At 64.6% G+C, this 12,428-nt stretch carries 11 protein-coding genes and 1 tRNA gene; 1 reads left to right on the forward strand and 11 read right to left on the reverse strand.

The features are described from left to right. Positions 1–12: 12 nt before the first annotated feature. From QY325_02080 to QY325_02105, 6 genes are all read right to left on the reverse strand, one after another. Positions 13–86, reverse strand: a tRNA-Asp gene (locus tag QY325_02080). 65 nt (positions 87–151) lie between these two features. Then, complete coding sequence (locus QY325_02085; protein ID WKZ66723.1) at positions 152–1,075, reverse strand: DUF58 domain-containing protein; 924 nt, start codon at positions 1,073–1,075, stop codon at positions 152–154. Between the two features lie 37 nt (positions 1,076–1,112). Beyond that, positions 1,113–1,580, reverse strand: coding sequence for a hypothetical protein (locus tag QY325_02090; protein WKZ66724.1), 468 nt, complete (start codon positions 1,578–1,580; stop codon positions 1,113–1,115). A gap of 136 nt (positions 1,581–1,716) precedes the next feature. Further along, entirely contained in the window at positions 1,717–2,037 is a 321-nt protein-coding gene (gene trxA / locus QY325_02095; GenBank protein WKZ66725.1) for a thioredoxin, read from the reverse strand. 131 nt (positions 2,038–2,168) lie between these two features. Continuing rightward, positions 2,169–5,873: a DNA polymerase III subunit alpha gene (gene dnaE, locus QY325_02100; GenBank protein WKZ66726.1), complete on the reverse strand. Its 3,705-nt coding sequence runs from the start codon at positions 5,871–5,873 to the stop codon at positions 2,169–2,171. Positions 5,874–6,230: 357 nt separating this feature from the next. Beyond that, positions 6,231–8,063: an ABC transporter ATP-binding protein gene (locus QY325_02105; protein ID WKZ66727.1), complete on the reverse strand. Its 1,833-nt coding sequence runs from the start codon at positions 8,061–8,063 to the stop codon at positions 6,231–6,233. Between the two features lie 120 nt (positions 8,064–8,183). On the opposite strand from QY325_02105, the gene QY325_02110 reads away from it, so the two are divergent. Continuing rightward, positions 8,184–8,867, forward strand: coding sequence for an MnmC family methyltransferase (locus tag QY325_02110; GenBank protein ID WKZ66728.1), 684 nt, complete (start codon positions 8,184–8,186; stop codon positions 8,865–8,867). 3 nt (positions 8,868–8,870) lie between these two features. Here QY325_02110 and QY325_02115 read toward each other — a convergent pair whose 3' ends face one another. From QY325_02115 to QY325_02135, 5 genes are all read right to left on the reverse strand, one after another. Beyond that, positions 8,871–9,125: a Smr/MutS family protein gene (locus QY325_02115; protein WKZ66729.1), complete on the reverse strand. Its 255-nt coding sequence runs from the start codon at positions 9,123–9,125 to the stop codon at positions 8,871–8,873. Then, complete coding sequence (locus QY325_02120; GenBank protein ID WKZ66730.1) at positions 9,122–9,757, reverse strand: DUF523 domain-containing protein; 636 nt, start codon at positions 9,755–9,757, stop codon at positions 9,122–9,124. Before QY325_02120 ends, QY325_02115 begins: the two co-directional genes overlap by 4 nt. 36 nt (positions 9,758–9,793) lie before the next feature. Continuing rightward, a complete protein-coding gene (locus QY325_02125) occupies positions 9,794–10,222 on the reverse strand; it encodes a hypothetical protein (protein ID WKZ66731.1) in 429 nt (142 codons plus the stop codon). A gap of 228 nt (positions 10,223–10,450) precedes the next feature. Then, positions 10,451–11,764, reverse strand: coding sequence for a type II toxin-antitoxin system HipA family toxin (locus QY325_02130; protein WKZ66732.1), 1,314 nt, complete (start codon positions 11,762–11,764; stop codon positions 10,451–10,453). After that, positions 11,758–12,123, reverse strand: coding sequence for a helix-turn-helix transcriptional regulator (locus QY325_02135; protein WKZ66733.1), 366 nt, complete (start codon positions 12,121–12,123; stop codon positions 11,758–11,760). The genes QY325_02130 and QY325_02135 overlap by 7 nt, the downstream gene beginning before the upstream one ends. Positions 12,124–12,428: the final 305 nt, after the last annotated feature.

Raw genomic sequence — 12,428 nt, forward strand, 5'->3', positions numbered from 1 at the left:
TGGCCTTTCCTGCGGACCGGACGGGACTCGAACCCGCGACCTCCGCCGTGACAGGGCGGCATTCTAACCAGCTGAACTACCGGTCCGTTCAGCTTCGTTTTCCGACGAAGCGGGTGCAAATGTAGGTGCCGGATCCGAACCTGCAAGCGCCTCAATGCAGCTTGGCCCGTTTCGTCAGGAATTCCAGCAGCAGCGGCTCGAATCCGGCGTTGACGTCGGCCTCGACCAGGTCGATCCGGTACTGGCCGCACTTGAGCTTGAGGCGGTGCCAGCGTTCGGCCATGGCCGAGCGGTAGGCTTCCCTGACCTCGGCCGGGTGGGCCTTCACCTGTTCGCCCGTCTCCAGGTCCACGAAGGTGTAGGGACGGTCCTCCAGGTCAAGCTCCAATTCGCGGCGGCGGTCCACGATGTGGAAGAGGATGATGTCGTGCTTGTTGAAGCGCAGGTGCTGGAGCGCATCGAACACCTCCGCCTCACGGTCGGTATCGTCGAGCATGTCGCTCAGGATCACCACCAGGCTGCGGCGATGGGCGCGCTGGGCGATGTCGTGCAGGGCCTCCACGAGGTGCGTCCGCTGTCCGGCGGTGGGCGCCTCCTCCGTCAGGAGCCCTTCCAGCAGCATCATCAGGTGCCTCAGGTGGGCGGAGTTGCTGCGCGCCCGCTCCGTCACCCGCATGCGGTCGCTGAACACGCTGAGTCCCACCGCATCGCGCTGCTTCCGCAGCAGTTGGATGAAGGCCGCGGCGGCGTGCACGGCGAATTCCGCTTTGTTGAACTCCTGTGCGTCGGCCCGTGCCGGGAAGTACATGGAGGAGGACGCATCGAGCACCAGTTCGCAGCGCAGGTTGGTTTCCTCCTCGTAGCGCTTCACGAAGAGCTTGTCCGTTCGGGCGAACAGCTTCCAATCGATGTGGCGCGTGCTCTCGCCGCTGTTGTAGGCGCGGTGCTCGGCGAACTCCACGCTGAAACCGTGGAAGGGGCTCTTGTGCAGGCCGGCCAGGAAGCCCTCCACCACTTGGCGGGCCTTGAATTCGAGGGGGGAGATGGCCTGGAGCCGGGATTGTTCGATGGGCATAGCGGGAGGTCAGGCTGGAGGTGCGGTACCGAAGCGGTCAATCGTTCTCGGGAACATCCCCTGGAAGGTTGAAGAGTCCCCAATCATCGTAGCGCCGGTCGGAATCCTTGAATGCGGCCACCCATTCCACGAACAGGGGCCTGAATTCCTCCACGGCCTCGCGCAGGAGGTCGAAGTAGCGGTCCTCATGATAGCCGGCGATCTCGAGCCCGCGCAGGGCCGCCAGCATCTCACGGCAAGCCCGCCGGATCAGGCAGGCATTCTCCATTTGCAGGTCGTACAGGTTCATTCCATGCGCCCCGGCGATCTTGGCCCCGATGAGGTAGGCGTTGGCCACGATGTCCTTCTTGCTTTCCTCCAGCATATGGTCCTCGAAACCCTGTCGTTCCCGGTTGCCGCCGCTTGCCTTGTCCGGTGCGCTTTCGACGATCGCGGTGGCCAGTTTCCTTATCTCCTCCGCCTTCTTGAAGAGCGGGGAGCTGCGGTAGTTGTCTCCTCTGTCCATTCGGGGCCTTCGATCCAGTACTGCAACGTTATGCACCGGATACGCTTCCGCCATGCACTGGGGGCGCTCGACCCGCGAATAGAACACCCCGCAGGACCTTGCAGTCCTGCGGGGTGCGACTGGGTCAATCGGACGCTCAGGCCAGCTGCCCGTCGAGCTTCTGGGCGAGCTGCGGCTTGGGCACGGCGCCCACGCTGCGGTCCACCACCTCGCCGTTCTTGAAGAACAGGATGGTGGGGATGCTGCGGATGCCGTACTTCATGCTGATGCCGGGGTTGTGGTCCACATTCAGCTTTCCCACCACCGCCTTGCCGTCGTATTCCTTGCCAAGTTCCTCCACGACGGGGCCCACCATGCGGCAAGGGCCGCACCATTCGGCCCAGAAGTCCACCATCACGGGCTTGTCGCTCTTCAGGACGAGTTCCTCAAAGTTGCTGTCGGTCAGTTCGAGTGCCATTGTTCTTGGTTGCGCTCGCGCGCGTTGGTTGCATGGATTCGGTCGCTGCCCTTGCGCATCGCGCTTGGGCCGGGCGCAAAAGTACCCCCGCTCCGCGATTTCCTTGCCAAGGAAACAAACCTGCCGATGTGTCAGTTGAGTTGGTAGGATACCTCGGAGAGCCCGTCGAGCGACCGCACCAGCTGGTCGCTGAGCGCCACGCTCAAGCCCTTGCTAGGCAGGTCAACCGCCATGTTCTCGGCTTTGCTCACCAGTTGGACCACCACCTTGCACTTGCCCGGGTGACCCTTCATCAGCGTTCCAAGGTCGCGGGCAAGCTCATCGGAGGCCCGATCAGCATCGATCCTTAGGGTTAGCCTGCTGAGGTGCTTCTCGCGCACATCGCTGAGCAGCTCCATGCTGGTGATCTTGAACTCCATCTGCCCCTCGTCGCGGCCCCAGGTGCGTGCGCTGGCCCGGCCCCGCACGAAGAGGAGCGTGCCGGCCTGCAGGTAGAGCTTGAAGCGCATGTAATCCTCGCTGAAGAGCATGAAGTCGTGGCTGCCGTGGTGGTCCTCCAGGCTGAAGCTGCCGAAAGGCTTCCCGCTCTTGGCGATCCGGTGCTCGGCCTTGGTGACGATGCCCGCGAAGGTGACGTCGCGGCCCTCCAAGGCCTTGAGGTCCTGGAGCTGCGCCAGGTTGTGGTGGCAGAGGTGCTTGATCTCCAGGCGGTGGTCGTCCAGCGGGTGGCCGCTCAGGTAGAAGCCGATCACCTCCTTCTCGTAGTGCAGCTTCTCCAGCGCGCTCCAGCCGTCGATCTGGGGGATGGGCGGCTCGGGGATGCCGGCGTTGGTGTCGGCCACCATGTCGAACATGCTCACCTGGTTGCTGTCCGCGCCGTCCTGGTGCTGCTGGCCGTAGCGGGAGAGCGTCTCGATCCAGGTGGGCTTGCCTTCGCCCGCGCTGTGGAAGAAGACGGCGCGCTGCACGTTGAGGCCGTCGAAGGCGCCGGCATAAGCCAGGCTCTCCAGCGCCTTGCGGTTGGCGGCGCGCAGGTCTATGCGGCGGACCAGGTCGAACACGGTGGAGTAGGGGCCGTTGGCCTCGCGCTCGCTCACGATGGCGGCCACGGCGTTCTCGCCCACGCCCTTCACCGCGCCGAGACCGAAGCGGATCTCGCCCTTCCTGTTCACCGAGAAGGCCAGGCGGCTCTCGTTCACATCGGGGCCCAGCACCTTGATGCCCATGCGCCGGCACTCCTCCATGAAGAAGGTGACCTTGTCGATGCTGCTCTGGTTGTGCGTGAGCACGCTGGCCATGTACTCGGCCGGGTAGTTGGCCTTGAGCCATGCGGTCTGGTAGGCCACGAAGGCGTAGCACGTGCTGTGCGACTTGTTGAAGGCGTATTGGGCGAAGGCCTCCCAGTCGGTCCAGATCTTCTCGCACACCTTGGCGTCGAAGCCGCGCTCGGCGGTGCCGGACATGAACTTGCCCTTCATCTTGTCCAGCGTGGCGCGGTCCTTCTTGCCCATGGCCTTGCGCAACACGTCCGCATCGCCTTTGCTGAAGCCGCCGAGCTTCTGCGCCAGCAGCATCACCTGCTCCTGGTACACGGTGATGCCGTAGGTCTCGTGCAGGAACTCCTCCATCTCGGGGAGGTCGTACACGATCTTCTCCAGCCCGTGCTTGCGCTTGATGAAATTGGGGATGTATTCCAGCGGGCCGGGCCGGTACAGCGCGTTCATGGCGATGAGGTCGCCGAACTGGTCGGCCTTCAGCTCGCGGAGGTACTTCTGCATGCCGGCGCTCTCGAACTGGAAGGTGCCGTTGGTCTCGGCGCGCTGGTAGAGGGCGTAGGTCTTCGGGTCGTCCAGCGGGATGCCGTCGATGTCGATCCGGATGCCGTGGTTCTGGTCGATCATCCGCAGCGCATCGCGGATGATGGTGAGGGTCTTCAGTCCCAGGAAGTCCATCTTGATCACGCCGGCGTCCTCCACCACCTTGCCGTCGTACTGGGTCACCAGCATGGGCGAGTCCTTGGTGGTGCACACGGGCAGGATCTCCTTCAGGTCCTTGGGGGCGATGATGATGCCGGCCGCATGGATGCCCACGCCGCGCACGCTGCCCTCGAGCTTCTCGGCCTCGCGCAGCACGTCGGCGGTGAGTTCGCCGCCCTCGAGGATTTCGCGCAGCTGCTTCACGTTGGCCAGGTCATCGGCGCCCAGGCCCTCTTTCTCCTTCAGGCTCTTCTCGCCCTCCAAGGGCGCCCGCAGCACGCGGCCCAACTCGATGCCGGGCTTCTCGGGCACCAGCTTGCTGAGTCGGTCGGCCTCGTTGAGCGGCAGGTCGAGCACGCGTGCCACATCGCGGATGCTCAGTTTGGCGGCCATGCTGCCGTAGGTGACGATCTGCGCCACCTGGTCCTTGCCGTACTTGTCAACCACGTAGTCGATTACGCGCTGGCGCCCTTCGTCGTCGAAGTCGGTGTCGATATCGGGCATGCTCTTGCGGTCCGGGTTCAGGAAGCGCTCGAACAGCAGGTCGTACTTGATGGGGTCGATGTTGGTGATGCCGATGCAATAGGCCACCGCGCTGCCCGCCGCGCTCCCACGCCCGGGGCCGATCAGCACGCCCATGTTCCGCCCCGCGTTGATGAAGTCCTGCACGATGAGGAAGTAGCCCGCGAAGCCCATCGTCTTGATGGTGAAGAGCTCGAAGTCGAGGCGCTCCTTGATCTTCGGGTCCAGGCTGTCGATGCCCCCCGTAAGCCCGCGCTCAGGTGAATGGTCAGTGGTGACTGGCGAATGGGAGGGCCCACCATTCGCCAGTGACCATTCGCCATTCACCTTCTCCCCACCCAGCCAACGTTTGATCGCCCCCTCATACGTCAGATGCCGCAAGTACTCATCCTGGTCGGCGAAGCCGGCGGGGATCTGGTAGTTGGGCAGCAGGATGTCCTGCTTCAGCTTCAGGGTCTCCACCTTGTCCACGATCAGCTGCGTGTTGTCCAGCGCCTCGGGCAGGTCGCTGAAGACACGCGCCATCTCATCCTTGGTCTTGAAGAAGAACTCGTCGTTGGCGAAGGCGAAGCGGGTGCCCTTGGGCTTGCTTTCCTCGTCGTCGAAGTCCTTGGCGCTCGGGGTGCTCTGCTTCTCGCCGGTGTTGATGCACAGCAGGATGTCGTGCGCGTTGGCATCGTCGCGCTCCACATAATGGCTGTCGTTGCTGGCGATGATGGGCACCTTGTACTTGGCGGCCCATTTCACCAGCACGGCGTTCACCTGGTCCTGCTCGGGGATGCCGTGGCGCTGCAGCTCGATGTAATAGTCCTCGCCGAAGAGGTCGAGCCACCATTTGAATTCCTGCTCGCCGGCCTCCTCGCCCTTGCGCAGGATGGTGCGCGGCACGCTGGCGGCCAGGCAGCAGGTGGTGGCGACGAGGCCCTTGTGGTACTGCTGCACCAGTTCCTTGTCGATGCGCGGGTACTTGCTGTAGTAGCCCTCGATGAAGCCCAGGGAGCACAGCTTGCTCAGGTTGCGGTAGCCTTCGGCGTTCTTGGCCAGCAGCAGCTGGTGGTAGCGGCGGTCCTTCTCCTCGCGGGTGAAGGTCTTGCGGTGCCGGTCCTCCACCAGGTAGAACTCGCAGCCCACGATGGGCTTCACCTTCAGGCTGCCGTCCTCGTTCTTGTGCTTGCCGGCCTCGGCCACGAACTTGAAGGCGCCGAACATGTTGCCATGGTCGGTGATGGCCACGGCGGGCTGCCCATCGGCGATGGCCTTCTTGTACAGGTTGGGGATGGCGGCGGCGCCGTCGAGGAGGCTGAACTGGGTGTGGACGTGGAGGTGCGAGAACTGCATGGCTGAACGGGCCCGAAAGTACCCGCCGGAAAGGGGTTGGTCGGGCAACAGTTTTCCACAGTTCCCACGATCGCGAGGCGCTGGGCGATGCGCCTGGCGCTCAGTGCTTGAGCCGCCCCAGGACCCGCCGAGGTCGTCGTCGGGTCGTCGGTCCGGTGATGGTTCCTCCTCGCCTCGGGCCATTGCATGAAGCGCAGCGCCTTCACCTGCAGCCGCCCGCTGTCCTTGCCGGAAGGGGTTCCCTCATGTTGATGCAGCAGGCGATAGAAGTCGATTGAATCGCGCAGCGTTGTCGATCCGCTCGCCCATGTTGAGGAAGTCGCGGAGGTCGGGCTTGAGCGTGATCAGGCGTAGCGCTCAGATGCGCGCCTGATAGGTGTACAGCTCGTAGTAGCGGCCCTCCTTCGCGATGAGCTCGGCGTGCGTGCCGCGTTCAGCGATGCGACCCTGCTCGATCACCAGGATCTCCGTGGCCTGCCGGATGGTGCTCAGGCGGTGCGCGATCACGAAGGTGGTGCGGTCCTTCACCAGCTCGTTCAGGCTCTTCTGGATCAGCGCCTCGCTCTCGGTGTCCAGGTTGCTGGTGGCCTCGTCAAGGATGAGGATCTTCGGGTCGGCCAGCATGGCCCGCGCGATGGCCACACGCTGTCGCTGGCCGCCGCTCAGCTTCACGCCGCGCTCACCGATCACCGTATCCAATCCCAGTTCCATGCGGTCGGTGAACTCGTTCACGTAGGCGCCCTTCACGGCCTTCATCAACTGCTCCTTGGTGGCGTCCGGGCGGGGGAAGAGGATGTTCTCGCGGATCGTGCCTTCGAAGAGGAAGTCGTCCTGCAGCACCACGCCCAGGTGCCTGCGGTAGCTGCTCAGGCGCACCTTGCTCAGGTCGTGGCCATCGATGGTGACGGTGCCGGCGGTGGGGGTGAGGTAGGTGGCCACCAAGCCCGCGATGGTGCTCTTGCCGCTGCCGCTCGTGCCCACCAGCGCGATCACGGAGCCCTTTGTGGCGGTGAAGTCGATGCCGTGCAGCACCTCCTTGCCTTCCGCGTAGGCGAAGCGCACATCGTGGAAGGCGATGTCGCCCTTCACCTCGCCCAGCACGATGGGCCGTTCCTCCGCGATGTCCTCGGGCTGCATGTTCATGATCTCCTCGGTGCGGTCCAGTCCGGCGAAGGCCTCGGTGAGCTGGCTGCCGATGTTGCTCATCTGCACGATGGGCGCGATCATGAAGCCCAGCAGCACGGTGAACTGCACGAACTCGCCGCTGGTGAGCTCACCGCCCACCATCTGGTAGGCCCCGATGCCCATGATGCCCGCGCTGGCCAGGCCGAGCAGCAGGGTGCTCATGCTGCTGATGAAGGAGGTGGCGGTGAGGCTGGTCTTCACGTTGTCGAAGAGACGCTGCACGCCCTGTTCGAAGGTGCGGTTCTCCTGCTCCTCGGCACCGAAGCCCTTGATCACGCGCACGCCGTTCAGCGATTCCGTCAACCGGCCGGTCACCTCCGCGTTGATGACGCCGCGGGTTCGGAAGATGGGCCGGATGCGACCGAAGGCCTTCATGGCCACGAAGGCGAAGATGCCCACCGGCACCAAGGTGAAGAAGGTCATCCACGGGCTGATGTAGATGAGCCACACCAGCGAGATCAGCGCGGTGAGCGTGCCGCCGATCAGCTGTACCAGGCCAGTGCCCACCAGGTTGCGCACGCCCTCCACATCGCTCATGATGCGGCTCACAAGCGCGCCGCTCTTCGTGTTGTCGAAGAAGCTCGTGGGCAGTGCGAGGATCTTGCGCTGCACCTGCGTGCGCAGTTGGCTGATGAGGAGCTGTGCCTCTACGCTCAGCAGTTGGGTCAGGGCATAGCTCGTCACGCTCTGCACCACCAGCGCGCCTACTACGGCGCCCAGCAGCACCCACAGCATCTGCAGGTCGCCCTGTCCCACCACATCGTCCAGCAGGTACTTGGTGCTTCCCGGCAGCACCATGCCCGCCACACGGCTCACCACGATCAGCAGCAGGCCCAGGAGCATGTGCTTGCGGCGCGGCCAGATGTACTGCCAGAATGCCGTGCGCCACGTCACCTTGCGCTCCGCCTTGGGCAATGCGCCGGCCTTCGCGCGGATCTTGGCCTTGGGGCCAGTGGTTGTGCGCTCGGCACGGGACGTGGGCAGTTTCGTGGAGGTCGGGAGCATGGGTGGGGCCGCTGTTGCCCAATACCGGGCCGTTCCAGGCTGCGCGACGGATCGTCAGGACAACGCCAGGTTGGCGACCTTCGCGCCCGCCTGTCCGCACCAGCGCAACCGGCCCACGCCATGAAGATGCGCATCAACAAGCTGCTCGACCGGGCCCTGATCCCCGGCAACGGCGGCGAACTGCTGTTCTACCAGCGCGGCGATGAGTACAGCATCGAGGTGGTCGGCATCCGGGGCGAGCTGATGTCCACGGCCATGCACGGCTCGGAGGACGCCCTGGCGGAGCTCGCGTTGAAGCGCCTGAAAGCCCCGCAGGAAGCACACGTGGTGATCGGTGGCTTGGGCATGGGCTTCACGCTGGCGGCCGTGCTGCGCATCGTGGGCCCCAAGGGCAAGGTGATCGTGGCGGAGCTGGTGCCCGAGGTGATCACCTGGAACCAGGGACCGATGGGCGAGCGCTCCGGCAACCCGCTGAAGGACCCGCGCACCATCGTACATCAGGGCGATGTGCTGGAACTGATCCGCGCCGGCAATGGGAGCTACGATGCCATCCTGCTCGACACGGACAATGGACCGGAGGGCTTGACCCAGCCGAGGAACAACCGGCTCTACTCGCATCGCGGTCTCCAGTCCGCTTACAACGTGCTTCGCCCCGGCGGTGTCTTGGCCGTGTGGTCCACCGACCAGCATGATCCCTTCACACGCCGCCTGGAACTGGCCGGTTTCCGGGTGAAGGAGGAGAAGGTCTTCGCGCACCGGAACAAGGGCACGAAGCACCACCTGTGGTTCGCCACGCGGCCGTAAGGGTCAGTGCTTGAACCGCACGAAAAGCCGGCCGAAGTTGTCGCGGTCCTTGTCGATGCGGTGGTAGGTCTTATTCACCTCGGGTAGCTGCAGGAAGCGCAGCACCTTCTTCTTCAACTGCCCGCTGCCCTTGCCCGGGATGATCTCCAGCATGTCGATGCGGCGGTCGATGCAGAAGTCCATCGCCTCGCGCAAGGCCTCGTCTATCTGCGATCCCTTGTTGTAGATGTCGTGGAGGTCGATCTTGTGCTTGCTCATGACCGTGCGAAGTAGCTCTGGTACCACTCCTTCTCCCAATGGTCGCGCTCATCGGTGAGCGTGCGCGTGCCGTCAAGCAGGTCGCGGAGCATGCGCAGGGAGCGGTCGTCACGCTGCGAGATCACCGGGATGCCCGTACGGATCAAGGCCGCAGCCGCCACCCCCGGACCCCGCTGGTACACCTTGTCCGCCGCGAAGCGCGAGCCGAGGTAGGTCACCGTGCTTCCGCAGGCGCCGCTCATGTCCATCAGGATCGCCACGTCCACGCGCTCACGCAGGGCCCGGTCGCGCATCTCGTAGGCGGCCTTCACCATGCCTTCGGTCCAGTCGGTGCCGTCCTCCGCCAGCGAGCGGGCCTTGCCGTCCAGCACATCGAAGCCGTTGCCGCCATGGCTATCGGGTGTCATGCGCGGCGTGCCGAAGGAGAAGTCCTCGGGGCAGAACTTCACCAGCCGCACCTCGGGGCGTAGCAGCCAGGAGCGCAGGGGTGTGTGGTCGCCGTTGGTGCTGCCGTCCACGCCGCAGTGGATACCGCCCAGGCACGCGCTCATCATCACCACCAAGGGCTGCTCGGCCGTGGGGCGCGGGCGTTGGAAAAAGGCGGGGTCGGGAAGGTGTTGCGGTCGGTGCATCGGTCATCCGTTCCAAGCGGAAGGCCCCTCACGCGGTCACTTCGTCGGCAGCGGGCTGCCCACGGGCACGGCGCAATCGTGCCCGGGTTCCCCGTGCGGCGGATTGATGCCCGGAGGGGTGTTGCCCGCCGCGGCCGCAGGTTGAGCGCTCATTTGCGGCATGGTGATCTGCTGCGTGGTCGACATCTGGTCCATCGGCCCCGACGAAGGTGGTGTGCCCGAGAGCGAGGCGCCCACGGGGATCTCGCAGCGGTGACCGGGTTCGCCGTGGGGCGGGTTCGGGTCGGAAACCGTGCCTGCGCTGGCCGCTTGCGCGTCCGACGGTGCTGGTGTAATGGCGGTGGTCGGTGTGGCAGGGGGCGCGGTCGTGGCCGGAGTGGTGGTGTTCACAGCTTCCTCCTGCTGATCGGAGCAGGCGGTGAGCGTGACGAGGAGCGAAAGTCCGAGAAGGTGGATGGGTTTCATGGCGGGGCCTCGCCGGGTTCAGGTGAAGCTGCCGGAGAGCGTTACAAGGTAGGCAACATCCACGCGGGGTATTTGCATCGCTCCGTTTCCATGCAGGCTCTTGTGCTGGGCATTGGCTCCAAGCGAAGGTGCGTGCTTCCTGGGTGCTGACTGGAACTGCGCGTTGCACGACGCCTACAAGCGCAGGTGCATTGAAGGTCGCAGGGAACAGCGCGCGACTGCTTGGCATCAGATCCGTACTTGGTGCATCCTCCCGATCATCTCCACCTGCTTCCCTTCCACCTCCGCCTTCTTCGCAAAGGTCTTCCACTTCTTCACGCCCGCCTTCACCTCGTCAATGATCGCAGCGGCCTTCTTGATGTTCATCGCCTTGGCCACTGCTAGCAGGTCGTCGCGGGTGATGTCCGTGCGCTTGCCGTTCACGCTCATCTGGTGTTGCCGCAGCCACAGGCTTTCCGGGTGGTAGGCATAGGTCATGTCGTAGGCCGGTGCCAGGTGCCAGTCGCCCTGCGGGTCCATCAGGAAGCTGATGTTCTTCGTGTGGTCGTCGCAGTTCACGGCCACCACGTTGAAGCACATCCGGCGGAAGAGCTCCACGGCGGCGGGGTAGGGCAGGCCCAGCACGCGCATCACCTGGAAGGCCTGCTCGTAGCTGTGCACCAGCGGCTGGTTGTAGTCCATGTGCGCGATGCCGCAGAGCGTGGCCATGTGCAGCTTGTGCACCGTGCCTTCCGCATCACGCACACGGTCGAAACGCTGGGTGAGGAAGTGAGCTCTACCATGTTCCTCCATTAGGCGGCAGGGCATCATCTCCACGCCGCAGGCCCGCGCCATCAGGTGGTAGGCGTATTCGATGCGCCCGTAACCCTTGGGGTCACCGAGCTTTTCGTTCGTGACCCCGTCGAACTTGATCAGGCAGTAGGTGAAACCCGGCAGCCCGTCGATCTGGCCGCTCCGCACCTCGCCGGTATCCGCGTTGAAGGCCACGATCGCCTTGGCACGCGCGCCGCCGGCCGAGGTGCCCACCCGCAGGATGTCCAGCAGGGCTTCCGCTCGGTCCTTCTTCTTGTGGTTCGTGCGGAAGGCCGCGCGCTCGTACAGCACGCTGTTCGCCACGCGCACCAGATCCTCCACCTGCAGGGCCTCGCTGCTGGCCTCCCACTCGTTGTGGGCCGGCTCGAACTCCAGCGCGCCCATGCCGCGTCGACCGGTGTAGCACAGGCGTTCCACGGGGTTGGCGCTACCGGGCGTGCGCTGCTGGGTGGCCAGCCACGCGTTCAGGATCTGCTCCCCGAAGCGGTCGGGCAGGCTGTCGGCCAGCAGGCCCGGCAGTCCGCGGAAGGTCTCGTCGCGCACATCGCCGAAGCTGAAGACCTCGTCACCGCCGCGCGCCTTGGCCAGCGGCATCATGATCGGCGCCACGTCCAGCCCGCGGCGCGTAAAGGCCCGGTCGTATTGGAAGGTGGCCCGTTGCTGCTGATCGTCCCACACCACCAGGCCCACCACCTGGCCCCAGAGGAGCACGCGGGCATGCGTTACCATGTGCTCTTCGGTTTGGGCGGCCCCACATCGGGCTTCTTGCGGCTGGCGCGCTTGCGCTGCTTTTTCAGGTACTTCTCCTGTGCCTCCACCAGCATGTAGGGCGTTGGCTGCGGCTCCTGGTGGAAGGCGTCGAGCAGCTCCAGCCGCCCGATGGCGCGCAGCACCTGCACCACCGTGAGCAACGTGGCGGCGCGGCCGGCCTCCAGCTTCACCACGGTGGTGCGGTCCAAGCCGGCGCGGGTGGCCACCTCGGCCTGGCTCAGGTTGCGTTCCAGCCGCATGCGCCGCAGCTCCGCGCCCAGCCGCTCCACCGCCTGGGTGTCGCTCAGGGCCTGCCAGTTGATGTTGCTCGTAGCCATCGTAAAGGTGGGTTCAGTTCTTTAACGCAGCTTTTCCGCCACAAGTATACGCATTCCCTTCGGTTCTGTTGCATCCAAACGATGCCCAAGAGCATCATATGGACAACAAGATGCTAACAGTGATGTCTACGAGCAACACAATGGATCAGATGATCAGAAGATGGAATGCGGGGGCGGGGAATTATCTGATCGTCTGATCCTCTCATTGTCTGATCGGTTTTTGGGCGTGCCCCCGCCTTCGCCGTCAGGTCCGAGGATCTGTTGTTTCCGATGACTTTGGCCTAGCTCGCCGCAGCCCGACCGAA

The sequence above is a fragment of the Flavobacteriales bacterium genome, assembly GCA_030584065.1.
Lineage (GTDB): Bacteria > Bacteroidota > Bacteroidia > Flavobacteriales_F > PHOS-HE28 > PHOS-HE28.

Coding starts and splice junctions, on each gene's coding strand:
- QY325_02085 (WKZ66723.1), bottom strand. CDS start 1,075: ATGCCCATCGAACAATCCCGGCTCCAGGCCATCTCCCCCCTCGAATTC.
- QY325_02090 (WKZ66724.1), bottom strand. CDS start 1,580: ATGGACAGAGGAGACAACTACCGCAGCTCCCCGCTCTTCAAGAAGGCG.
- trxA (WKZ66725.1), bottom strand. CDS start 2,037: ATGGCACTCGAACTGACCGACAGCAACTTTGAGGAACTCGTCCTGAAG.
- dnaE (WKZ66726.1), bottom strand. CDS start 5,873: ATGCAGTTCTCGCACCTCCACGTCCACACCCAGTTCAGCCTCCTCGAC.
- QY325_02105 (WKZ66727.1), bottom strand. CDS start 8,063: ATGCTCCCGACCTCCACGAAACTGCCCACGTCCCGTGCCGAGCGCACA.
- QY325_02110 (WKZ66728.1), top strand. CDS start 8,184: ATGAAGATGCGCATCAACAAGCTGCTCGACCGGGCCCTGATCCCCGGC.
- QY325_02115 (WKZ66729.1), bottom strand. CDS start 9,125: ATGAGCAAGCACAAGATCGACCTCCACGACATCTACAACAAGGGATCG.
- QY325_02120 (WKZ66730.1), bottom strand. CDS start 9,757: ATGCACCGACCGCAACACCTTCCCGACCCCGCCTTTTTCCAACGCCCG.
- QY325_02125 (WKZ66731.1), bottom strand. CDS start 10,222: ATGAAACCCATCCACCTTCTCGGACTTTCGCTCCTCGTCACGCTCACC.
- QY325_02130 (WKZ66732.1), bottom strand. CDS start 11,764: ATGGTAACGCATGCCCGCGTGCTCCTCTGGGGCCAGGTGGTGGGCCTG.
- QY325_02135 (WKZ66733.1), bottom strand. CDS start 12,123: ATGGCTACGAGCAACATCAACTGGCAGGCCCTGAGCGACACCCAGGCG.